This is a genomic window from Bradyrhizobium sp. WSM4872 (assembly GCF_055811715.1).
Genome location: NZ_JBVVPT010000032.1, coordinates 25,346 through 45,172 on the forward strand (window position 1 = coordinate 25,346; position 19,827 = coordinate 45,172).

Consider the following 19,827-nt stretch of genomic DNA (forward strand, 5'->3'; position numbering starts at 1 on the left):
TTTCCCCGTTTTCCTTTGCCGTGCTTCACGGCGGGCCGTCTTGACCTTCTTGCCATTTGTACCTCCTTGTCGCCGGGGTGAAGCTCTAGCCGACTTCCCTGAGATTGCTCAGGATCGCCAGGTGGCGCTGAATGATCGGCAGCGACATCTGTGCGACCTGCTGTTCGCCGGGGTTGCCACCGGATCGCAAATACGACGCGTTGAGCGCGAGCAATTCACGGTGCCCGCGGATCTGCCCCTGCACATACATCCGGTCGAAGGGACCCGATGGTGTGGCCTGAAGGCGCTGAAAGAGGGCGGCATGATCCGACCGCAGCGGTGCCGATCCCGGCGCTGCTCCGAGCGCACTCGCGACCTGGACCTGTTCGGCGATCTCTGCATTCGCGAAGTTGACGATGTCGGGATTGCCGGTGCGCGTCAGGGCGAGTTGACTCGTCTGCATCGCAAACGCGCCACCCATCAGATCGGCCGTTCGAAAATCCCGCTGCGGGCCTGGTTTGGATTGCACAGCGTAGGTGGATAGTCCGAGGCCGCCCAATGCAAGTAAAAACGATCTTCTCAGCATGATGAATCTCCAATGTTGGATTCACAAGACGCTGCGACCGTTTCGAACGTTCCTATCGTCACGATAAGCAGCCGAGCGATGCTCCACCGAGCGCCTTCGGCGGCATGAGATGAGCAGGCAGATTAACGCAGGTTATTGGCACGGGGAGTGCGTCATGATCATAGGAACGGCAACCTGGAGGAGGGTTTGTCCATCATCCAGATGCCCACCGCCGCACGAGCAGATTCATGCAAGACAGCAATTCATCCAGCTTTCCGATTTCCGCGGGTGTCCTTCTCGGGCTTGGTCTGGGCGGATTTTTTGATGGCATCGTGTTTCACCAGCTGCTGCAATGGCATCATATGTTAAGCGGCTGGTACCCGCTCAACTCCATCGACAACGTCAAGCTCAACACGACCTGGGACGGCATCTTCCACAGCGCGGCCTATGTTCTTGTGCTGCTCGGGCTGTATGTGCTGTGGCAACGGGCGCGCAGGTCCGACATCCACTGGTCGCGCGGCCAATGCCTCGGTGCGATATTGCTCGGTTGGGGCATCTTCAATCTGGTTGAAGGCGTGGTGGATCATGAGATCTTCAAGCTGCATCGGGTGAATGAGACGGTGCCCGACGAACAGCGAATCTTCTGGGACATCGGCTTCCTGCTATGGGGTGCGGCCATGTTGGTCATCGGCGCCGCCATGACACGCGCCGGCTCGCAAGGGAGGGTACATGCGGAAAGCAGTCTACAGGCTCGCTAGAGAGACCCCGCCAGCTCTGGTCTATGCCATTTTTGTATTGCTGCTGATGCTCGCGACAGCACCGGCCTTTCGCATCGTGCTGCTTGGTGTGTCGCTGGACGATCTCCTTCAACTACGTTGCTTCAATCCCAACTGATGCGGTTATCAACGCCTCACGTCCGTCCGGAGGTAGTATGGTCGAATTCAGGCTTCCGAAACACTCCCGCGTCGAAAAGGGAAGGGTCTGGCCCAAGCCGGACAGCAAATCGCTTCGCGAATTCCAGGTCTATCGCTGGAATCCCGACGACGGACGCAATCCCCGGCTCGACACCTACTTCGTCGATATGAGCGATTGCGGGCCCATGGTGCTGGATGGTCTGATCTGGATCAAGAACAACATCGATTCCACGCTGACATTCAGGCGCTCCTGCCGCGAGGGCGTGTGCGGCTCCTGCTCGATGAATATCGCCGGCCAGAACACGCTCGCCTGCACCAAATCTATGAGCGAGGACGTCCCGCAAGGCGAGCCACTGCGCGTGTTGCCTTTGCCGCACCAGCCGGTGGTCAAGGACCTCGTTCCGGACTTGACGAATTTCTACGCACAGCTCGCATTGATCGAGCCTTGGCTGCAAACCGTGTCACCCACGCCGCAGAAGGAATGGCGGCAGAGCCATGAGGATCGGGCGAAGCTCGACGGACTGTACGAGTGCATTCTCTGCGCCTGCTGCTCGACGTCTTGTCCAAGCTACTGGTGGAATTCCGAGCGCTTCCTCGGCCCGGCGGCGCTGATCCAGGCGGCCCGCTGGGTCAACGACAGCCGCGACGAGGCGACGGGCGAGCGCCTCGACAAGCTCGAAGACCCCTTCAGGATCTATCGCTGTCACACCATCCTCAACTGCGCGAAGGCGTGCCCGAAGGGCTTGAATCCGGGCGAAGCAATTTCCGGATTGCGCCTCAAGATGGTCGAACGGAAGTTCTGATCGGATAGACACTCCCCGCATAAAGGAACGATGGCTGCGGCGCTGGCTTATCGACCAAACTGGAGACGCCTGATGGGCAAGAAACAATTCGCCGCGTTGCCGTTCACGCTGAAGAATTCCGAATTGCGCGTGATGCTGATCACGACCAGGCGCAAGGGCCGGTGGAGTGTCCCGAAGGGATCGCCGATGCGCAAGACGGAGCCGCATCGTACGGCTGCGCTCGAGGCTTATGAGGAGGCCGGTCTTGTCGGCGTCACCGCAAAGCGCGCGCTGGGCAGTTTCAAGCATCGCAAACGGAAGGGTGATCGCAAGCGGACCATGGATGTCGCCGTCTTTCCCATGAGGGTCCACGGGCAGGAGCGCTGGTGGCCGGAAAAAGGCGAGCGCGAAGCAATCTGGGTCTCGCCGAAGACGGCGGGCCGTCTGGTGCACAAGGCGCAGCTTCGGCGTCTGATCGCCCGCTTCGCGGCCCAAACGGAGAAGACCGCCTCCTCACCGCTGAGCGATGGCATGGCTCCAGGAACCCGCGTCTCGTCCAGCTATTCAAGGTAGATGAACCAGCAACCGCCCGGACTCGCATTCGAGGAGCGACCGCCTCATGAGATCCTGGCCGCTGCGGTCAAGCGGCGTTGCGCGATCCTGTTCGTCGGCGCCGGCGTCTCGATGGCTGTCGGCCTGCCGTCCTGGCAATCTCTGATCGACCATCTGCTGGATGACCTTGGACTTGAGCGCGACGTGATCGATGGAATGCACGGCGGCTACCAGATGCTGGCGGAGTACTACCGGCTGAAATGCGGCGGAATTGGCCCGCTCCGCAGCTGGCTCGACCGCAACTGGCGCGTCGACCCGGACAGGATCGCGGCCTCACGGCTCCACCGGCTCATCGTGGAGCTCGATTTTCCGACCATTTACACCACGAACTATGACCGCAACCTCGAGACAGCCTTCGAGGTCCTGGAAAAGCCCTACGCCAAGATCAGCAACGCAAAGGACATTGCAAGCGCCCGTTCGGGCGTCACGCACATCATCAAATTCCATGGCGACTTCGACGACGATGCCTCGCTCGTCTTGACCGAGACCGACTTCCTCAACCGGCTCGCGTTCGACTCGCCACTCGATATCCGGTTTCGCGCCGATGCCTTGGGCAGCACGCTGCTTTTCATCGGATACAGCATGTCCGATCCCAACATTCGGCTCCTATTGCACCGGATTTGGCAGAGCTGGGATGAGTCCGGGCACCGCCAGGACCGACCGAGGTCCTTCGCTTTCGTCACGCAGCGCAATCCGGTGCAGGAAGCGGTATTGGCGAACTGGGGCATCACCACCATAGCGCCGCCTGACGGCGTCAGCCCAGATGATGGTGTTAGCCGGTTTTTGCTGGACATCCGCCAGCGTATCGACCGAGAGACCTAAGGCGGACCCTAGCCTCGCCTTACGCTGCATATCCCGTTCCGGGGGGCCAGGGATCCGGCATGCTGCATGTCCAAAAAACCCGCGCGCCAACGTTGCGCCATGGCCGCTTCCGACAGATCGAACGATTTCTCAGGGCCGGCTTCCTCGCGGCCGGGTCGGTAGCTCAAGAGATAGATCCTGTCGTTGCGATGAAGGCCCTGTAGCTCGGCGCGAAGCTGGCGAGCTTCGAGGGCGTGACGAAGGCGCTGGAAGGTCTGATTGCCGAAGGTGAGATCGCTCTTGCGCTCAGCCGCGGCCTCGAGGCCGTCAGGAACGCTGCCGTCCCGCGCAAAGAGGTCGACGACGTAAAGGCGAAGCGAGGCTGCAGCTTCGAGGACCGGATCGAACGGCGCGTTGAGCGAGAACCCGCCATCGCCGAGCCACCGCCCGGCAACCTGCACCGGTGCGAATTCGGGGAGAAATCCGCAACTGGCCAGGATGTGATCCATCTCGATCCGCTCCGACGACGAGTCGAACAGAATGGCATCGCCGCTTTCGAGGTCTGTAGCGCAAATCGAGATGCGCAGCTCGCCGTTGTTCAGGCGCCCGAAATCGACCAGCCGCTGAAGGCGCTCGCGCGTCGGGCCGAGATCATACAGACCGGTGAACGGGAACGACGTTAGAGGGAGACGGGGATGAAAAAAGCCGATGTGGCCAAGCATGCGCGTATTGATTGAGCTCAGCCAGGCGGACAGATGGCGGCTGGCGTCCGGTGTGGCGGCAGCCGCTGCGGGAGCATGCCAGTAGCAGCGCAAATTCTCGAGGCGATCGGCGATTGGACATCCCGCGATCAAAGCGGCGGTAATCGCGCCCGCGGACGAGCCGGTGACCCAGTCGATGTGCGGCGAGACAGAAGTGAGGGCCTCGAATGCGCCGCCATGATACGCGCCGAGACCGAGACCGCCGGCGAACACGACGGCCGTGAGCGTTTGCTCTGCTGCCATGCGACCGCTCGGTTCAGCGGCGGGATCGGTCAGAAAGCAGCTTCATTGCCGATCCGCAAGCCGGGTTGGTCACCGATATCCCCTATATCGCCGTGCATAGGCATAGCGAGGATTGACGCCGCAATAGGCGTTCGTTCCCGATGCAGTCGCCATGCACTGAGCGTAACTGGCGAACTGGCAGTTGCCCGGATAGCCCCAGACGCGGCCCTGAAGGCAGTAGCGGTCTTGTGCGACGGCCGCCGTTGGGAACCCGAGGCCCGCCACGAGCGCGAGAGAGGCGGCAGCGAGAAGCAATCGATGTTTCATGGAAATCTCCGATTTCAACATTGAACGTCTCTCATGAAGCGGTGTTCCAAAGTGCAACGTTTGAGGCTCCTTTTCTCCGGTTCGACGCCAATCGTTAACCTGTGTGAAGCCGTCCGATGGCGATCGCGACTAAGGTAACGGATGTCCTCGATCGGAAGCGATATGTCTGACCAGTCTCCCAGCTTGAGAAACTTCACCATCAATTTCGGTCCCCAGCATCCCGCCGCTCATGGCGTGCTGAGGCTCGTGCTCGAACTGGACGGCGAAATCGTCGCACGCATCGATCCGCACATTGGTCTTTTGCATCGGGGCACCGAAAAGCTGATCGAGGCCAAGACCTATCTTCAGGCGATTCCCTATTTCGACCGGCTCGATTATGTCGCTCCCTTGACGCAGGAGCATGCGTTCTGCCTGGCGATCGAGAAACTGATCGGGCTTGAAGTTCCGCGGCGAGGGCAGCTGATCAGGGTGCTCTATCACGAGATCAGCCGCATCCTGTCTCATCTTCTGAACGTCACGACGCAGGCGATGGACGTCGGCGCCTTGACGCCACCTCTTTGGGGGTTCGAAGAGCGCGAGAAGCTCATGGTGTTCTACGAGCGTGCGTCCGGCAGTCGGATGCATGCCAACTATTATCGTCCCGGCGGCGTGCACCAGGACCTTCCACCGAAACTGATCGACGATATCGAGGCCTGGTGCGATCCGTTCCTGCGCGTCGTCGACGACCTGGATCGGCTGCTCTCGCTCAACCGCATCTTCAAGGCCCGAAATGTGGATATCGGCCGGGTGACGCTCGATCAGGCCTGGGCCTGGGGCTTCTCCGGCGTGATGGTGCGGGGGTCGGGCGCGGCCTGGGACCTGCGAAAGGCACAGCCCTACGACTGCTATGCCGAGATGGACTTCGACATCCCCGTCGGACGAAACGGCGACTGCTACGACCGCTATCTCATTCGCATGGAGGAGATGCGGCAATCCGTGCGCATCATGAAGCAATGCATCCAGAAGCTGAAGTCTGCCGACGGCCAGGGCCCGGTGCTCGTGCAGGACAACAAGGTCGCGCCGCCGCGACGTGGCGAGATGAAGCGTTCGATGGAGGCGCTGATTCACCACTTCAAGCTATACACCGAGGGCTTCCACGTTCCCGCCGGCGAGGTCTATGTCGCCGTCGAAGCTCCGAAGGGCGAGTTCGGTGTGTTCCTCATCGCGGACGGGACCAACCGTCCCTACAAGTGCAAGATCAGGTCGCCGGGATTCGCCCACCTGCAAGCGATGGACTTTCTCTGCAGGGGACATTTGCTCGCGGACGTCTCGGCAATCCTCGGGTCGCTGGATATTGTCTTCGGCGAGGTCGATCGCTGACTGGAAAGTTACAATGGAGGATCAGGATGGATATCAGGGAAAGCTCCGCTATGACCGAAGCGTCCGGCCTCGTGGACGATCAGGTCACCGCGCAGAACGGCTCGCACGCGCCGCACGCTGATACAAGAACAGGACTCGATGCGCCTTCCCAGGCGCCCTCGGCGCGATTGGCCGACCAACTGCGGAAGATGACCAGGGCAGCACCGCTGCAAACGGTCTTTGCGGCGTTTCTGTTGGGCGTTCTGGTGGCTCGGCGTCGCTAGACGTCGGCCAGGGCCGTCCCTTTCGTCGGCCGACCCTGGCCGTTGCACGAGAATCAGGCCAACGCGTTCGTCACCGGCGGCTCGTTCATCTGCTCCACCTGTGCGCCACTATCCGGCCGCGCCGGTCCGAGCACAGGCTCCTCGCCCAAAGGCTCGAAGCCGGCGCGGAAGCTGAACGATCCCTGGCCGTCGAGCGAAGGACCTTCGCAGTAGCGCCCCGGCTGCAGCGGCGCCGCGTTGCGTTCGGTACCCATGAACATGTAACTGAACTCGGTCGCCTCCTTGCTGCGGTCGAAGCTGTTCGGAATCGGCAGTGCGGCGTCCTTGCCCATTTCCTCGATCACTGCGAGCCATTGCTGTTGATGCATGGTGTCGCGCGCAATCAGGTAGCTCAGCATGTCCTGCATACCGGGATCGCTCGTGGAGTTGAAGAGACGCACGGCAAGGGTCCGGCCGGTGGATTCGGCGGCGACGTTGCAATACATGTCGGCGGCCAGATTGCCGCTGGCGTAGACATGCGAACAATCGAAGGGGACGCCGTCGCAATTGGCAGGGAAAGCCGCCATTCCGGTCGAGAGCAGATGCCGGTGCAGCATGCCCTCGATCACATGCCGCGGCCGCTCGCCGCCGTTCATCACCGCGCCGACGACCGGGTTGGCCTGCAGGCTGGTCTCCTGCATCGTTGCCGGTGCATTCTCCAGGTTCAACGCGACAGCGGTCGCGAGCATCTCGATGTGGCTGATCTCTTCGGTCGCGGTATTGAGCAGGACGTCGCGATATTTGGCCGGCCCCCGCGCGCCCCAGGCCTGGAAGAAATACTGAAGGCAGACGCGGATCTCGCCTTCGACGCCGCCGATGGCTTGCTGCAGCTGGCGGGCGAAGATCGGATCGGGCTTCTCGACCCTGACCGGATATTGCAGTCGTTTGTCGAAGTAGTACATGCGCAGCTCCTTTTGTGTTCACGCCATTGCGCAATGAGTGCTGCCGGGTTGCGTTCCTATGGGGTTTCTAGCGATTACTTTGAAAGCCTTTAAATTGCGGCGTGAACGCGATGCGGCCCCGGCGAGGAGAGGATCTCGCCGGGGCCGCTCTCATGCGCGCAACAGCAAGGAGCGCGCTTTGGAAATTGCGAACCGCGAACCGTTAGCGGCGCGGCATGGTGCCGTTGGACGGTGGCGTCGTCTCGTTGCGCATGCCGGGAGGACTGGAAGCACCCTGTCCGCCCCGCTCGACATGCGTGATGCCGCCGCCACCGGATCCGCCGGCTCCGCCCGAGCCGGCTCCTGCACCGCCAGCTCCAGCTCCGCCAGCTCCAGCTCCGCCAGCGCCTGCGCCGCCGGCACCAGCGCCCGCGCCAGCGCCGCCACCCGCGCCACCACCGGCGCCGCCACCAGCACCCTGTGCGAGCGCTGCGCCGACCGAAGCGCCTGCAAGCATCGCGGCCGTGAAGATCGTCAGCATTGTCTTACGCATCTTTCTTCTCCTTGAGGTTTCGATGTCGGATCAATCATGTGAAGCATCCACCGTTCCTAACCGTGCAGCGTGATCAAGCTCTGTCGTCGACGACTCCGCGTCGGTATTGCGAAGGCACGGCAACTTCGTCGAACCGTTTGGCGAGAGCATCGAGAGCCACGCGCATCTGCGGCCCCTGCATGGCCGCGCCGTGCCCGGTGACGACGATCTCTGGAGCGAGCGCGGCAAGTGCGCGCACCGATCTCTTGGCGCTTTCCCAATCGGGGGTGAAATACATCGGGGGCCCGTGCATCTCCGGCGTTTGCGTCACCGCGGCATAAACGGATTCCTGCCGTGTCGTTATGAAGGCGTCGCCGGCGATCAGCACGCGGTCGCGTTCGCGCCAGAGCGAGATATGCCCGGGGGTATGGCCGGGCGTATGGATCCACTGCCATTCCGGCATGAAGGGCACACCGTGATCAAAGGATAAATCATAGAGGCGCGATGCGACGTTCACCGGCTTTGTCGGAAATAGCGGAGAGAGAGAAGCGAGCAGCCCGCCACCGACGCTGGGATCGGCCGACGGATAGGATAGGCTTCCGTCAAGATAGGGATGCTCGGCCGCATGGGCATAAACCGGCACCTCCCATTCATTCGCCAGCGTTTCGAGCGCGCCGACGTGATCGAAATGCCCATGCGTCATGATGATGCAGGCGGGCCGGCCGCTTCCTCCAAATCTGGCTTTCGCGGCGGAGCGGATGGCGCCAGCCGATCCGGGAATGCCGGCGTCCACCAGCACCCAATTGCCGTCACCGGCGTTTTCGAAACCGACGAAGATGACGTTGACGATCGCAAGCTGACGATAGGCAACGTCAGCGACGATCTGCCGCGTGTTGTCGTTGCGATCGATGTCGGATTGCGCGTGCTCCGCGTCGGCGGAAGAGGGAAGCGGGATCTGCGTCATGTCCATTCAAGTCCGATTTGGTCAGCTCTCTAGCGCTCGATCGTGCCGATGCGCCGGATCTTCTTCTGAAGCAGCATCACGCCGTACAGCAGCGCCTCCGCGGTCGGCGGGCAACCGGGCACGTAAATATCGACAGGCACGACACGATCGCAGCCGCGCACGACCGAATACGAATAGTGGTAGTAACCACCGCCGTTGGCGCACGACCCCATCGAGATCACGTAGCGCGGCTCAGGCATCTGGTCGTAAATCTTGCGAAACGCCGGCGCCATTTTGTTGGTGAGTGTGCCCGCGACGATGATCACGTCCGACTGGCGTGGCGACGCGCGCGGGGCGAATCCGAAGCGTTCGGCGTCGTAGCGCGGCATCGACATCTGCATCATCTCGACCGCGCAGCAGGCGAGCCCGAATGTCATCCACATCAGCGACCCGGTTCGGGCCCAGGTGATCAGCTCCTCCGCGGTCGCCGTGAAGAAGCCCTTGTCCGCAAGATCATCGCGGATGCTCATGAAGAACGGATCGGAAGCGTTGTCCGGCTGGCCCTCACCCGGCCGGCCAGATCCCGGCCTGCCAAGTCCAGGCCGGCCAAGCGAAGGGACTGAGTTGCTGGCGTGCGGAGAGCTGTCTGTCATTCTTGTCCCTGAGCGCTGCGGCCTTTTGGCGATGCGACCACACGTTGATGCGACCACACGTTGCCGAGAACAGTCATTCGCATGCGGCGTTCCTCCGGCGGTTGGGCGATTTGTGTTCTGTTATCGCAGGTTAGCTTCGGGTCCGGCGGCCGGAACCCAGCGTTCGCCTCACTCATCACCCCCTAGGAACGATCCGCCGAAACTGCGGTTGGCGGCAACATGGCCCGTGAAATGGAGAACATGAGATGACGAACGCAGCCCGCGAGACATTCGTGGTCGGACTACGCAATGCGCATGCGATGGAAGTGCAGGCGCGGGAGCTGATGGAGCGTCAGTCGGAGCGACTGGACGAATATCCCGAGGTCAAGGCCAAGGTTGCCGCTCACCTTCAGGAGACCAACGAGCAGCTGAAGCGGTTGGAGAGATGCCTGGAAGCCTGCGGCGAGAGTACCTCCAGCCTCAAGGACACGACGCAATCCATGATGGCGAACATGCAAGCCATGGCACACTCGGTTGCCGGCGACGAGATCCTCAAGAACACTTTCGCCAACAATGCCTTCGAGAATTTCGAGATCGCTGCCTACAAGTCTCTGCTCGCCCTCTGCGGCGCCGCTGGGTTCGCGGAGGCCAAGGATCCGCTCGAGACATCGCTGAAGGAGGAGCAGCGTATGGCCGCCTGGATCGACTCGAACGTCGAGAAGGTAACAATGGAATATCTGGCGCATCAGCGCCAGGCGGCCTGATCGCACTCCATCGCCATCGCGGCGAGACCGCCGGTCCCCACTGGTGCGAGACCGGCGGGTTCGCCCGCTGAGTCTGCCTGCGCTCTCATATGGACGCGCAGGACCGAAACCCTCTCATCCACGTTTTGCTGTCATGGCGCACATCATCTTCAGCGACTATCGCAGTCCTGCTGCCGAACAGGCCTATGAGATCGCATGGGACTTTCTCGCCCGCAGCGGGGCGATCCACGATGAGTTCGAGGCGTGCGTATTTCTGGCCCAGCGCATCACCATGATGGTCGAGGAAGGCCAGGAAAACCGGATCCGGATGGCCAATCGCGCCATCTCCGAATACCAGTACCATCTCGAGAACCTCTGCAAGCCGGTCCGAGGCGCGGCTGCTTCACGGGCATGAGGGCTCGCACGGGTTTGTGGGCTCTTTCTACCGTTTACTGCCGATCGGCGATCGTCAGCTGGCCGCGTGCCCCGGTACGTCCGCTCCTGCGCGGTGCAATGGCCGGAACGAGTGCCGGCGCTTCCCCGGCCATGCGCATGGCGAAATAGGCGATAGTCGCGTGAAGACCATCCTTGAGCGCCACGCGCGGGCGCCACCCCAACGCCTTCACGGCCGTATCAATGACGGGCTTGCGGCGCTTCGGATCATCTTTCGGCAGCTCCTCGAACCGGAGCGGGGAGGCTGACTCCGTATACGCCAGCACGTCGCGCGCAATATCCTCGATCGTGACCTCGTGCGGATTACCCAGATTGCAGGGTCCGGTGACCGATGATGGACTCTCCATGAGCAGCTGGAGGCCGCGCACGAGATCGTCGACGAAGCAGAAGCTCCTGGTCTGCGTGCCACCTCCATAGATCGTGATCGGCTCTCCGCGAAGCGCCTGCACGATGAAGTTGGAGACCACGCGCCCGTCATTCTCCAGCATCCGGGGTCCGTAGGTGTTGAAGATGCGCGCGACCTTGATTTCAACCCCGTACATGCGATGGTAGTCGAACATCAGCGTTTCCGCGGCCCGCTTGCCCTCGTCGTAGCAGGCCCGGGGCCCGATGGGATTGACGTTGCCGAGATAAGATTCCGGCTGGGGATGGACCTCCGGATCGCCGTAGACCTCGCTGGTCGATGCCTGCAGGACCCGGGCGCCTTTCCGTTGCGCGAGCTCCAGCATGTTGATGGTGCCGAGCACGCAGGTCTTCATCGTGCCGACCGGATCTTTCTGATAGTGACGGGGCGACGCCGGGCAGGCGAGACTGTAGATCCGGTCGACGTCACCCTCGATCTCGACGGGATCGCGCACATCATGTTCGATGAAGCGAAAATTCGGATGATTGAGCAGCGGCCGGATGTTGTCGATCCTTCCCGTAAACAGGTTGTCGAGGCAGATCACCGTGTGGCCGCGCTGCAGAAGCGCGTCGCAGAGGTGGGATCCGATGAAGCCGGCGCCGCCGGCCACCAGAACAGTGGGGGAGCGGCGGGACGCGTTGATGCGGGTCTGAAGTGTCATGGTGCTGCCTTTCAGATTTGAGCGACCTGCATGGGACGCGAGGCGGGAAGTTGCGGGGCTTTCCGGCGGCGACGCACCGATGCCTCGGCGTAGTAGGTCTCCACCTGCCGGGCGCGATGTTCGGAGGTGTGGTCGGCCAGAACGCGGCGCCGAGCGTTTTCCGCGATCGTGCGCCTTTGCTCCTCGGGCATGTCGCGCAGGATCTCCACGACGTCGCGGGGGCTCGATGCGAGCAGGATTTCCCGGGAAGGCTCGAAGACGGTCTCGATTCCAGGCCACCGGTCCGAGATCACGGGCGTGCCGCACGCGGCCGCTTCGAACAGCCGAACGCTGGGCGAGAAGCCGAGCGCGCGCATGTCGGCGCGGGTGGCGTTTAGCGTAAAGCGTTGCTCTGCATAAAATGTCGGATGATGTTTGGGCGTGAGGTGCTCGATCCGGGCGACATTGGTGGGCCAGACCACCTCATCGGGATATTGCGCGCCCGCGACGACGAATTGCTCGCGTGACAGAGTGCGAGCAGGGGCGAGCAGCAACTGCTCCAGAACCGGTTGCCGGTCCTCGCTATAGGTCCCGAGATAGCCCAGTGCCCACTTCTTCTCCGCGCGTTGCGGCGCGTAAATGTCGGTGTCGGCACTGCAATACAACACCCGAGCCAGCGGACTGCCATAGTTCTCCTCGATTATGCCGGGCACTGGGCCGCCGGCAAAAGACAGGTAAAGGTCGAAGCGCGGGATCATCGCCGCGGAAAGATAGTCCAGGCCCTGCTCGAGCTTGGCAAGCGTGACCGGTGTGTCGATGTCGTAGAAGGCGGTAATCCCCCGGGCGTGGGTCGTGATCCATTCGGAGATCGCGATGCCGTCGGGCACATAGGAGCCGATGACCACCAGATCGGCGTCGCGGATCATCTTTCCGAAACGCTGCGGGATGTCCTTCAAGGATTGGTAAAGCTCGACAGTCCAAGCGGAAGGCCTGGCAAGATCACGATGCTCGCGATACCAGGGGACGTCGCGTTCGAGAAATGTGACCTGGTGACCTCGTCGTGCCAGGGCTTCGATCAGGGCGCGATAGGTCGTGGCATGACCGTTGCCCCAGGACGAAGTAACCGAAAGACCGACGACGACGATATTGAGGTTCATTCTGCTGCCTCGATTCGCGAACTGCTTGCGGCAAAGAGATCGTTGAACTGGCGCGCGCGCTGCCGGTAGGTGTGATGGCTCAGAATGCGCGCACGAGCGCGCGCTGCGATGGCCTGAGCCCGGTCGGGGCGCAGGGCGGCAAGATGCGCTGCGACCTCCGCCCCGTTCGCGGCCACTAGCACCTCGCGATCTGGCTCGAGAAAATGATCGATGCCGTCCCACTGGTCGGTGATCAGGCAGGCTCCGGCGCCGATGGCTTCGAACACGCGTGTTGGCGGCGAGAAGCCGTAGCGCGCCATGCTGTCGCGATTGACGTTCAGCGTCGCCAGACCGGAGCCGAAGAACGCGTTGTGGTCGCCGGTCCCGACATGCCCGACCTTATGCAGATTGGCTGGCGTGTCTTTGGAATCCCAACCCGATCCGCCGAGCACGAACGTCTTGTCCGGCAATTGGCGTGCGACATCGAGAAAGAACCGCTCGACGCGCTGCTCGCGGTCGGGCAGGCGGTTTGCCAGCAAGCTCAGATCGCAGGTGAAGTGCGGATTGGGCGGCGCCGGAAAGTGCGTGGCGGGGTCGAGCGCATTGTAGATCGGCACGCAGTCCTGCGCGCCGATGCCGCGATAAGCGGATACGACGGCATCGCCGCCGCCATAGGTCAAAACCATGTCGTAGGACCGGATCGCATGGCGCAGATGATGTTCTGGATTGTCCGCCACCGACTCCAGCGTCGCAGGGGCATCGACGTCCCAATAGATGCGCATTGCATTCGACGGAATCTCGGCGACCGCGTTCTCCAGCTCCTGATCGAAGACGCCGACGCCGCTGGCTTTGACCAGCATGTCGGCCGAGCGGGCAGCTTCCTCAAGCGAACTTCGCCAGCCCTCAGGCGTCGCGGCGTAGACGACCACCTTCGCCCAGTCGGGATCGTCGATGTCGCGATGGGCCTGACGCTCGAAGGCATCGGGCTCGTAGAATGTGACGTCGTGGCCGAGCGCCGCAATCTCCTTCAGCATGCCGCGGTAATAGGTGGCGGCACCGTTCCAGTAGGACGAGACGAGGCTGGATCCGAAGAAGCAGATCTTCATGCGGAGGCTCCGATGTATCGCAGGGGCTGTGTCGCGTGGCCTGTGGCCCGGAGGTCCTGCACGATGCCGACTAGCTGCTCCGCCCGGTGACGGCAGGTGTGACGCTCCTTGATCGTCCGCAGTCCGGTCTCCACCGTGGCCGACCATAATTCCCGGTCATCGAGTAGCGCACGAAGCGCCCGCTTCATTTCGGTACCGTCGGAGGCGCTGAGATAGGCACCTTCCGGGAACAGACTGTCGGCGTCTGACCAGGGGGCCGAGACCAGTGGAATGCCGCACGCCATCGCCTCGAAGACGCGAATGGTCGGAATGCCCGGAAGCAACCGGACATAGGGGCCGCGGGGAACGTGGACAGTCGCGCGTGCGCCGGCGAAAGCAATGGGAGCCCAGTGTGCGGGCAGCCAGCCGCCATACCGAATGCCTGCCGCCTGAATGGTGTCGAGCGCCGCGTCCGAATAGCGGACGCCATAGACCCCCGCGCGCAGCTTCAGCTCGGCCACGGGTTCGACCAGAAATTCGTTGAGCTCGGTGCTGCGTTCGCCGTCGCCCCAATTGCCGATCCAGACGACATCGTCGGTGCGCTCGACATGCGGCAGCGGATGGTACAGGGCGACGTCGGCCGCCTCGTGCCAAGTGAAGGCCCGGTCGGCCCAGCCGAGCTTCAGATAGATTTGACGAAGGACCTCGCCGAAGGCGAGCACACCGTCGAAGCCGTCGAGGTCGAACTGCGCAAGCTCGTCCGGTGCGCTGACGGCGCGATGATGGGTGTCGTGGAACAGCAGCGTGAAGGGAGCGCCTTGAGCCCGTTTCGATCCGATGTCCGCGATCAGATCGGGCGAATTCCATTCGTGGACGATGACGAGATCGGCGGCGTGCAACGCCTCGTCGAGATCAAGGGAGGCGTCGTAGCGGCGGATGCCGATGCCGGGAAACAGCGTTGGAATATCCTCCATCGTCTGACTGCCACCCTCTTTGATCGCATTTAGTCGGCTCCAGCCGTCGATCGGCTCGAACACGACGACCTCATGGCCGAGCGCGTGAAGCTCGCGGGCGTAGCCGCGCAGGAAATGGGCGTTGCCGTTGTTCCAGCAGGAGGTGAACGCGTGGTAGAACAGAACGCATTTCATGCGCGTACCTCCATGGGGGCGGGCGCGTGATGGACGGCAAGCATCTCCTCGTAGAGGCTGAGATAGGCGCTCGTGGTCCGGGTCAGCGAGTAGGTCAGGGACTGCTCAAAGGCGGCACGTTGCAGCCGCACCCGCTCGTGATCGTCGGTGCACAGGCTTGCGAGTGCTCGATGCAGCGCCTTGCTGTCGGTGGGATCGACGAACAGCGCGGCCCCGCTCCACAATTCCCTGAAGGTGGGAATGTCGGACAGGACGAGGGCGCATCCCGCCGCCGCGGCTTCCAGAACGGAGAGGCCGAACGGCTCATAGAGCGCGGGGCTGGCGAAGATGGCGGCGTGCTGCAAGTGCGCGCGCATGGCTTCGTGAGACAACTGCCCGAGCCAGGTGACGGAAGCCGAAGGGCACTCGTCCGCCGGCCCGGCGACCCGAACGGGCCAGTCCAGCCCAGGCGCCGCAGCCGCCAGGACCTCGATGTTCTTGGCGCGGTCCCACAGCCGGCCCGCCGCAAAGATCATGTCTTGCTTCCGTCCCGCGAGGCCCTGAGGGCCAATTCCATTCCAGATCACGATGCCGCGCGAGCGAGGCCGGTAGATTTCCGCTATGTCATCGTGGAAGGACTGGCTAGGACAGACCCAGGCCTGTGCGGTGTCGAGTGCGGCGGTCACCCGTTCGGTGTAGCCGCGCCATTTCGGTTCGCCGAGCCAGCTCGTATCGCGGCAGGCGAGCCCCCAGGAGTTGACGCAGGAGTGGGCGACGACCACCACCGGAGCGCGCCAGGCGAAGGCCGCCTCGCGAAAACTATTGAGGTGAACGACGTCAGGCCTGATTCCGGCTTCGAGCTTCGCAAGGACGCGCCTGGCCTGGGACAGATCTTGTCCTTCCGGATCCTGCCATTCGAGTGCAAGGTCCGTTTCGATCAGGCGGACCCGCGAGCCACGTAGCATCTCAAGCTGGCCGGCCCGCGCGCGCGGACCCATCGTCACCAGGGAGACGTCGGCGCCCTTCGCTGCAAGAGACGAAGCAAGAGAAGACGAGTAGGTCCAGACGCCTCCGACGGTATCGGTCGTCATCAGGATCCTGAGCTGCGAGCTGCGGCTCATGATGCCACCTGCAGTTCGAGAGTCTCGAGCGGGACCGGGCGGTCGTTCTGCACGTCGCTGAACTGGTCGAACATCGCGAGATAGTGCCGGTGTGCGCGCTCCCAGGCGAAATCGTCGGGCTCGCCCCAAAGCTTTCGATAATCCGGCGAGCCGGGATAAGGATACAGCGGGACCGGATCGTTGGCCCAGATGCCGGCATCCTGCATGGTGCGGCGCCAGCGCTGCACGACGGGGTCCTCGTCCTCGGGGACTTCGATCAAATTGGCCTGCACGAACGGAACGTGACGGCGCGCTTGGACCAGCCGTTCGGCAAGCTGGTCGGTCGTCATCTTGCAGTTCTTGGCGAGCGCGGCGCGGCCCTCGACCGTGAGGCTCTCGATGCCGGCTTCAATCGAGACGCAGCCGGCGCGGCCGAGCAGAGCCAGCATGTCCGGCTTCCAGAGATCGATGCGGGTCTGCACTCCGAATTTCAGCCCGCGTGTGGTCAGCCCTTCCAGCAGTTCCACGTTTGGAAGGAAAATTTCGTCGATGAAATAGACATATTCGATGCCGTGCTCACGCAGGCCATCGATCTCTTCGAGAACGATGGAGGCAGGCCGCTTGCGGTAGGCGTTGCGGAAGTTCTCCTTGGCGCAGAACGTGCAATTGTACGGACATCCCCTGGACGACTCGACCTCGGCGCCAGGCGCCTGTGGCTCGGCTTCGAAACGGTGGTGGTGATGGTGATGCCGCCGGATCATCTCCTCCGGCCAATCGAGCGGCGGCTGATCCTTGAATGCGACCGCCTGCGGGCCGCCATTGACGCGGACCGATGCGCCATCGGCGAAGCACAGGCCCGGAAAGTCCCGTTCGCCATTGGCAAGACGCAGCAAGGAGGCTTCGCACTCGCCCATCACGACGATGTCGGTGCCGAGCTTTCGAAGCGCGGCCCTTGGCACAGTCGAGCCATGGGGGCCCACCGCGATGAGGATCGGAGCCAAGTCGCGCACCGCCATCGCGAGCTCCTGGGGAACGCGGAGTTCGGGAGGGGCGCAGCGCCAGAACAGATAGGTCGGCGCCGTCGTGATGACGATCTGGTCGGGGCCGAACGCGCGCAGCTCGGCTTCGACATCGCCGAGAGAAAGGTCGAACATGTGGGCGTCGAGCAGCAGCGTCTTGTGCCCGGCCGCCTTCAAATAATGCTCGGTGATCCCGAGTTCGAGTGGAAGGTGAGGGGATCGACAGCCGAAATAGATGCTGCCGCCAAAGTCCCAGTTCGGGTTGATGAGGGCAACACGCGTCATGCCAGCGCCTCGCGGTTGCCTTGTGACGATCCGAACCTGCCGTCGAGCCAGCTGTGAAGGGATCGGAGGCCGTCTGCGAATGAAATTTGAGGGGCCCAGCCGAGCGCGCTGGAGAGTGCGCGCGTGTCGGTGACGTACCAGGGCTGATCCCCGGGCCTCCAATCGGCAAAGCGATAGGCCACCTTGCGGCCGGTCAGATCGGTGATGCGGTCGATCAATTCCAGCAGACTGATTGCGTTGGCCGGACCGCCGCCGAGATTGAATACGCGTCCACGGGCGAGCGCGATGCCATCGAGCACGGCGAGCCAGGCCGAGGCCGCGTCGGAGACGTGAAGCGCATCGCGGACCTGATGGCCGTCGCCATAGATCGTCAGCTCTTTGCTGCGGATGGCGCTCAGCAGGAAATGCGCGATCCAGCCCTGATCCTCGGTGCCGAATTGACGGGGCCCATAGATGCAGCTCATGCGCATCACCACGGTCTGGAGGCCGTAGACCCGCGCATAATCATGGACGTATTGATCCGCCGTTCCCTTGGAGCATCCATAGGGGCTGTAGAAGTCGAGCCGTGCATTTTCCGAGATGCCGGAGGCCAGCAGGCCGCTTGTCGGCGTGTAGCGGCGGCCGGTGAGCGCGATGTCGCCATCGTCGATCAGGCGTCCGTAGACCTTGTTGGTCGAGGCGAATACGATCGGCGCGGCGTTGTTGTGGAGGCGCACGGCTTCGAGCACGTTCAATGTGCCCCGCGCGTTGATCTCGAAATCGGCGGCCGGATCGCTCACGCTGTCGGTGACGGCGACCTGGGCGGCCAAGTGCAGCACGGCGCGGGCTTCGCGTACGGCGTCGATCACCGGGATCGGCTCGCGAATGTCGGCCACGGTGATTGTGACCCGGTCGCCATGCCGGGACTTCAGCCACTGCGCATTCTCCCGCACGCCGGCGCGGGCGAGATTATCCAGGATCAGCACCGGCTCGCCGCGCTCCGCGAGTCGGTCGGCGAGGTTGCAGCCGATGAACCCGCATCCGCCGGTGATCAGGACGGGTCTGTTGTCTCGTTCACTCATCACGCAACTAATCCTCGTTGCAGCAGCTCCCTGGTGGCTCGCTCCGCCTGATCGTCAGCGATCTGGTCGGCGAGATATTCCGCCAGCTCTTCGAGCCCATCCCTGAATGCGACGCGAGGCTCGAAGCCGAGCACGTCTCGGGATTTTCCCATGTCGGCGAAGCAGTGGCGGATATCTCCAGCGCGATATTTTCGCGTCAGCTCGGGCGCAATGTCGCGGCGCCCCATGACTTCGGCGAGATCCTCCGCGACGGACAGGATGGTGCGACTCTGGCCCGAGCCGACGTTGAAGACGTCCTGCGCGTGCTCCGCCTCGAGCGCCATCCGGCAGGCGCGGGCGACGTCATGGACATGGACGAAGTCGCGGCGCTGCCGGCCGTCCTCGAAGACGAGGGGTGGGCGGCCGTTGAGCAGCCGGGCGGCAAAGATGGCCAGCACGCCGGTATACGGATTAGACAGGGCCTGACGTGGCCCGAACGCATTGAAGAAGCGTAGCGCCACCGTCGGGATGCCATAGGCCTTGCCTGTGATCAGGCACATGCGCTCCTGCGCATATTTATTGAGCGCATAGATCGAGCTCAGCGAAGGCTGCTTTGTCTCCGGCGTAGGGATGGGATCGAGCGGGTTGCCGGCGGCGTCGCGCAGCTCCCAATCGCCGCGGCGAAGCTGCTCGACCGCCCGCTCCTCGCAGGCGACCACGCTCTGATCGGCGCTCCGGTAAAGGCCTTCGCCGTAAATGCTCATGGACGAGGCAACCACGAGCCGCGCGACCGGGCGCCTGGATAGTGCCTGCAGCAGCACGGCGGTGCCGAGCTCGTTGGTCCTGACATAGGGTTCGATGTCGTACATGCTCTGGCCGACGCCGACTGCTGATGCGAGATGCAGGACCATGTCGGTGCCGCGCAACGCATGATCGACCGCGAGAGCGTCGGTGACGTCACCGACGACGAGCTCCGCGTCTTTGGCAAGATAGGCGGGACGCTGGCGGTTGCCTCCGTGGACCTGCGGCGAGAGATTGTCGAGCAGGCGGACTTCATAGCCCGCCGCCAGCAGAGCGTCGGCTGCATGCGATCCGATGAATCCCGCGCCTCCAGTGATCAATACTCGCGTCATTCACCGCTCCGTGCCGCCGTGAGATCGATCCTGCGGGATCAATCCGTGATG

The 19,827-nt window shown here is 62.9% G+C and carries 24 protein-coding genes; 9 read left to right on the forward strand and 15 right to left on the reverse strand.

What is annotated here, in order from left to right:
* Nucleotides 1-85 precede the first annotated feature (85 nt).
* A complete protein-coding gene (locus AC0L3C_RS30290) occupies nucleotides 86-565 on the reverse strand; it encodes a DUF4142 domain-containing protein (protein WP_473260224.1) in 480 nt (159 codons plus the stop codon).
* 227 nt (nucleotides 566-792) lie between these two features.
* Between AC0L3C_RS30290 and AC0L3C_RS30295 the strand changes: the two genes are divergently transcribed.
* From AC0L3C_RS30295 to AC0L3C_RS30315, 5 genes are all read left to right on the forward strand, one after another.
* Nucleotides 793-1,302 carry a DUF2243 domain-containing protein gene (locus AC0L3C_RS30295; protein WP_473260222.1) on the forward strand — a complete coding sequence of 170 codons (510 nt, stop codon included), beginning with the start codon at nucleotides 793-795 and terminating at the stop codon, nucleotides 1,300-1,302.
* Entirely contained in the window at nucleotides 1,274-1,438 is a 165-nt protein-coding gene (locus tag AC0L3C_RS30300; RefSeq protein WP_473409761.1) for a hypothetical protein, read from the forward strand. The genes AC0L3C_RS30295 and AC0L3C_RS30300 overlap by 29 nt, the downstream gene beginning before the upstream one ends.
* Before the next feature lie 37 nt (nucleotides 1,439-1,475).
* The gene (locus tag AC0L3C_RS30305; protein ID WP_473260220.1) at nucleotides 1,476-2,261 is read left to right on the forward strand and encodes a succinate dehydrogenase iron-sulfur subunit; all 786 of its coding nucleotides are present in this window, start codon (nucleotides 1,476-1,478) and stop codon (nucleotides 2,259-2,261) included.
* Nucleotides 2,262-2,333: 72 nt separating this feature from the next.
* A complete protein-coding gene (locus AC0L3C_RS30310; RefSeq protein WP_473260218.1) occupies nucleotides 2,334-2,813 on the forward strand; it encodes an NUDIX hydrolase in 480 nt (159 codons plus the stop codon).
* Complete coding sequence (locus tag AC0L3C_RS30315; protein WP_473409762.1) at nucleotides 2,814-3,674, forward strand: SIR2 family NAD-dependent protein deacylase; 861 nt, start codon at nucleotides 2,814-2,816, stop codon at nucleotides 3,672-3,674. It abuts the gene before it with no gap.
* 8 nt (nucleotides 3,675-3,682) lie between these two features.
* Here AC0L3C_RS30315 and AC0L3C_RS30320 read toward each other — a convergent pair whose 3' ends face one another.
* Together AC0L3C_RS30320 and AC0L3C_RS30325 are read right to left on the reverse strand one after the other, a co-directional pair.
* Nucleotides 3,683-4,657 carry a patatin-like phospholipase family protein gene (locus tag AC0L3C_RS30320; protein ID WP_473409763.1) on the reverse strand — a complete coding sequence of 325 codons (975 nt, stop codon included), beginning with the start codon at nucleotides 4,655-4,657 and terminating at the stop codon, nucleotides 3,683-3,685.
* A 69-nt stretch (nucleotides 4,658-4,726) separates the two neighbouring features.
* Complete coding sequence (locus AC0L3C_RS30325; RefSeq protein WP_473260210.1) at nucleotides 4,727-4,984, reverse strand: DUF3551 domain-containing protein; 258 nt, start codon at nucleotides 4,982-4,984, stop codon at nucleotides 4,727-4,729.
* 141 nt (nucleotides 4,985-5,125) lie between these two features.
* Between AC0L3C_RS30325 and AC0L3C_RS30330 the strand changes: the two genes are divergently transcribed.
* Nucleotides 5,126-6,322, forward strand: a complete 1,197-nt coding sequence (locus AC0L3C_RS30330; protein WP_473409764.1) for an NADH-quinone oxidoreductase subunit D — start codon at nucleotides 5,126-5,128, stop codon at nucleotides 6,320-6,322.
* A gap of 50 nt (nucleotides 6,323-6,372) precedes the next feature.
* Nucleotides 6,373-6,585 carry a hypothetical protein gene (locus AC0L3C_RS30335; protein WP_473409765.1) on the forward strand — a complete coding sequence of 71 codons (213 nt, stop codon included), beginning with the start codon at nucleotides 6,373-6,375 and terminating at the stop codon, nucleotides 6,583-6,585.
* A gap of 53 nt (nucleotides 6,586-6,638) precedes the next feature.
* On the opposite strand, the gene AC0L3C_RS30340 is transcribed toward AC0L3C_RS30335, so the two are convergent.
* The 4 genes from AC0L3C_RS30340 to AC0L3C_RS30355 all read right to left on the reverse strand — a co-directional run bounded on the left by AC0L3C_RS30340 (nucleotide 6,639) and on the right by AC0L3C_RS30355 (nucleotide 9,633).
* A complete protein-coding gene (locus AC0L3C_RS30340; RefSeq protein WP_027519448.1) occupies nucleotides 6,639-7,526 on the reverse strand; it encodes a manganese catalase family protein in 888 nt (295 codons plus the stop codon).
* A 202-nt stretch (nucleotides 7,527-7,728) separates the two neighbouring features.
* Nucleotides 7,729-8,058, reverse strand: a complete 330-nt coding sequence (locus AC0L3C_RS30345) for a hypothetical protein (protein WP_473409766.1) — start codon at nucleotides 8,056-8,058, stop codon at nucleotides 7,729-7,731.
* Between the two features lie 73 nt (nucleotides 8,059-8,131).
* Nucleotides 8,132-9,001 (reverse strand): MBL fold metallo-hydrolase, encoded by an 870-nt coding sequence (locus AC0L3C_RS30350; protein ID WP_473260199.1) that lies wholly within the window; start codon nucleotides 8,999-9,001, stop codon nucleotides 8,132-8,134.
* Between the two features lie 29 nt (nucleotides 9,002-9,030).
* On the reverse strand, nucleotides 9,031-9,633 hold the full coding sequence (locus AC0L3C_RS30355) for a NuoB/complex I 20 kDa subunit family protein (protein ID WP_473409767.1): 603 nt from the start codon (nucleotides 9,631-9,633) through the stop codon (nucleotides 9,031-9,033).
* 245 nt (nucleotides 9,634-9,878) lie between these two features.
* Between AC0L3C_RS30355 and AC0L3C_RS30360 the strand changes: the two genes are divergently transcribed.
* Nucleotides 9,879-10,376 (forward strand): ferritin-like domain-containing protein, encoded by a 498-nt coding sequence (locus tag AC0L3C_RS30360; protein WP_473260195.1) that lies wholly within the window; start codon nucleotides 9,879-9,881, stop codon nucleotides 10,374-10,376.
* A gap of 133 nt (nucleotides 10,377-10,509) precedes the next feature.
* Nucleotides 10,510-10,770, forward strand: a complete 261-nt coding sequence (locus AC0L3C_RS30365; RefSeq protein WP_473409768.1) for a hypothetical protein — start codon at nucleotides 10,510-10,512, stop codon at nucleotides 10,768-10,770.
* Nucleotides 10,771-10,804: 34 nt separating this feature from the next.
* Here AC0L3C_RS30365 and AC0L3C_RS30370 read toward each other — a convergent pair whose 3' ends face one another.
* From AC0L3C_RS30370 to AC0L3C_RS30405, 8 genes are read right to left on the reverse strand one after another with little or no spacing between them, the layout of a single operon-like run.
* The gene (locus tag AC0L3C_RS30370; RefSeq protein WP_473260191.1) at nucleotides 10,805-11,872 is read right to left on the reverse strand and encodes a UDP-glucuronic acid decarboxylase family protein; all 1,068 of its coding nucleotides are present in this window, start codon (nucleotides 11,870-11,872) and stop codon (nucleotides 10,805-10,807) included.
* 11 nt (nucleotides 11,873-11,883) lie between these two features.
* Nucleotides 11,884-13,008, reverse strand: coding sequence for a CgeB family protein (locus AC0L3C_RS30375; protein WP_473409769.1), 1,125 nt, complete (start codon nucleotides 13,006-13,008; stop codon nucleotides 11,884-11,886).
* Nucleotides 13,005-14,093, reverse strand: coding sequence for a CgeB family protein (locus AC0L3C_RS30380; RefSeq protein ID WP_473409770.1), 1,089 nt, complete (start codon nucleotides 14,091-14,093; stop codon nucleotides 13,005-13,007). The genes AC0L3C_RS30375 and AC0L3C_RS30380 overlap by 4 nt, the downstream gene beginning before the upstream one ends.
* Complete coding sequence (locus AC0L3C_RS30385) at nucleotides 14,090-15,220, reverse strand: CgeB family protein (protein WP_473409771.1); 1,131 nt, start codon at nucleotides 15,218-15,220, stop codon at nucleotides 14,090-14,092. Before AC0L3C_RS30385 ends, AC0L3C_RS30380 begins: the two co-directional genes overlap by 4 nt.
* The gene (locus AC0L3C_RS30390) at nucleotides 15,217-16,320 is read right to left on the reverse strand and encodes a glycosyltransferase family 4 protein (protein WP_473409772.1); all 1,104 of its coding nucleotides are present in this window, start codon (nucleotides 16,318-16,320) and stop codon (nucleotides 15,217-15,219) included. The genes AC0L3C_RS30385 and AC0L3C_RS30390 overlap by 4 nt, the downstream gene beginning before the upstream one ends.
* Entirely contained in the window at nucleotides 16,317-17,603 is a 1,287-nt protein-coding gene (locus tag AC0L3C_RS30395) for a TIGR04295 family B12-binding domain-containing radical SAM protein (RefSeq protein WP_473409773.1), read from the reverse strand. Before AC0L3C_RS30395 ends, AC0L3C_RS30390 begins: the two co-directional genes overlap by 4 nt.
* Nucleotides 17,600-18,664 carry a GDP-mannose 4,6-dehydratase gene (locus AC0L3C_RS30400; protein WP_473280008.1) on the reverse strand — a complete coding sequence of 355 codons (1,065 nt, stop codon included), beginning with the start codon at nucleotides 18,662-18,664 and terminating at the stop codon, nucleotides 17,600-17,602. The genes AC0L3C_RS30395 and AC0L3C_RS30400 overlap by 4 nt, the downstream gene beginning before the upstream one ends.
* Nucleotides 18,664-19,776 (reverse strand): NAD-dependent epimerase/dehydratase family protein, encoded by a 1,113-nt coding sequence (locus AC0L3C_RS30405; protein ID WP_473280010.1) that lies wholly within the window; start codon nucleotides 19,774-19,776, stop codon nucleotides 18,664-18,666. Before AC0L3C_RS30405 ends, AC0L3C_RS30400 begins: the two co-directional genes overlap by 1 nt.
* Nucleotides 19,777-19,827 lie beyond the last annotated feature (51 nt).

Excerpts from the sequence above, each read along its gene's own strand:
- AC0L3C_RS30290 (WP_473260224.1), bottom strand. The coding sequence starts at position 565 with ATGCTGAGAAGATCGTTTTTACTTGCATTGGGCGGCCTCGGACTATCC.
- AC0L3C_RS30295 (WP_473260222.1), top strand. The coding sequence starts at position 793 with ATGCAAGACAGCAATTCATCCAGCTTTCCGATTTCCGCGGGTGTCCTT.
- AC0L3C_RS30300 (WP_473409761.1), top strand. The coding sequence starts at position 1,274 with ATGCGGAAAGCAGTCTACAGGCTCGCTAGAGAGACCCCGCCAGCTCTG.
- AC0L3C_RS30305 (WP_473260220.1), top strand. The coding sequence starts at position 1,476 with ATGGTCGAATTCAGGCTTCCGAAACACTCCCGCGTCGAAAAGGGAAGG.
- AC0L3C_RS30310 (WP_473260218.1), top strand. The coding sequence starts at position 2,334 with ATGGGCAAGAAACAATTCGCCGCGTTGCCGTTCACGCTGAAGAATTCC.
- AC0L3C_RS30315 (WP_473409762.1), top strand. The coding sequence starts at position 2,814 with ATGAACCAGCAACCGCCCGGACTCGCATTCGAGGAGCGACCGCCTCAT.
- AC0L3C_RS30320 (WP_473409763.1), bottom strand. The coding sequence starts at position 4,657 with ATGGCAGCAGAGCAAACGCTCACGGCCGTCGTGTTCGCCGGCGGTCTC.
- AC0L3C_RS30325 (WP_473260210.1), bottom strand. The coding sequence starts at position 4,984 with ATGTTGAAATCGGAGATTTCCATGAAACATCGATTGCTTCTCGCTGCC.
- AC0L3C_RS30330 (WP_473409764.1), top strand. The coding sequence starts at position 5,126 with ATGTCTGACCAGTCTCCCAGCTTGAGAAACTTCACCATCAATTTCGGT.
- AC0L3C_RS30335 (WP_473409765.1), top strand. The coding sequence starts at position 6,373 with ATGACCGAAGCGTCCGGCCTCGTGGACGATCAGGTCACCGCGCAGAAC.
- AC0L3C_RS30340 (WP_027519448.1), bottom strand. The coding sequence starts at position 7,526 with ATGTACTACTTCGACAAACGACTGCAATATCCGGTCAGGGTCGAGAAG.
- AC0L3C_RS30345 (WP_473409766.1), bottom strand. The coding sequence starts at position 8,058 with ATGCGTAAGACAATGCTGACGATCTTCACGGCCGCGATGCTTGCAGGC.
- AC0L3C_RS30350 (WP_473260199.1), bottom strand. The coding sequence starts at position 9,001 with ATGACGCAGATCCCGCTTCCCTCTTCCGCCGACGCGGAGCACGCGCAA.
- AC0L3C_RS30355 (WP_473409767.1), bottom strand. The coding sequence starts at position 9,633 with ATGACAGACAGCTCTCCGCACGCCAGCAACTCAGTCCCTTCGCTTGGC.
- AC0L3C_RS30360 (WP_473260195.1), top strand. The coding sequence starts at position 9,879 with ATGACGAACGCAGCCCGCGAGACATTCGTGGTCGGACTACGCAATGCG.
- AC0L3C_RS30365 (WP_473409768.1), top strand. The coding sequence starts at position 10,510 with ATGGCGCACATCATCTTCAGCGACTATCGCAGTCCTGCTGCCGAACAG.
- AC0L3C_RS30370 (WP_473260191.1), bottom strand. The coding sequence starts at position 11,872 with ATGACACTTCAGACCCGCATCAACGCGTCCCGCCGCTCCCCCACTGTT.
- AC0L3C_RS30375 (WP_473409769.1), bottom strand. The coding sequence starts at position 13,008 with ATGAACCTCAATATCGTCGTCGTCGGTCTTTCGGTTACTTCGTCCTGG.
- AC0L3C_RS30380 (WP_473409770.1), bottom strand. The coding sequence starts at position 14,093 with ATGAAGATCTGCTTCTTCGGATCCAGCCTCGTCTCGTCCTACTGGAAC.
- AC0L3C_RS30385 (WP_473409771.1), bottom strand. The coding sequence starts at position 15,220 with ATGAAATGCGTTCTGTTCTACCACGCGTTCACCTCCTGCTGGAACAAC.
- AC0L3C_RS30390 (WP_473409772.1), bottom strand. The coding sequence starts at position 16,320 with ATGAGCCGCAGCTCGCAGCTCAGGATCCTGATGACGACCGATACCGTC.
- AC0L3C_RS30395 (WP_473409773.1), bottom strand. The coding sequence starts at position 17,603 with ATGACGCGTGTTGCCCTCATCAACCCGAACTGGGACTTTGGCGGCAGC.
- AC0L3C_RS30400 (WP_473280008.1), bottom strand. The coding sequence starts at position 18,664 with ATGAGTGAACGAGACAACAGACCCGTCCTGATCACCGGCGGATGCGGG.
- AC0L3C_RS30405 (WP_473280010.1), bottom strand. The coding sequence starts at position 19,776 with ATGACGCGAGTATTGATCACTGGAGGCGCGGGATTCATCGGATCGCAT.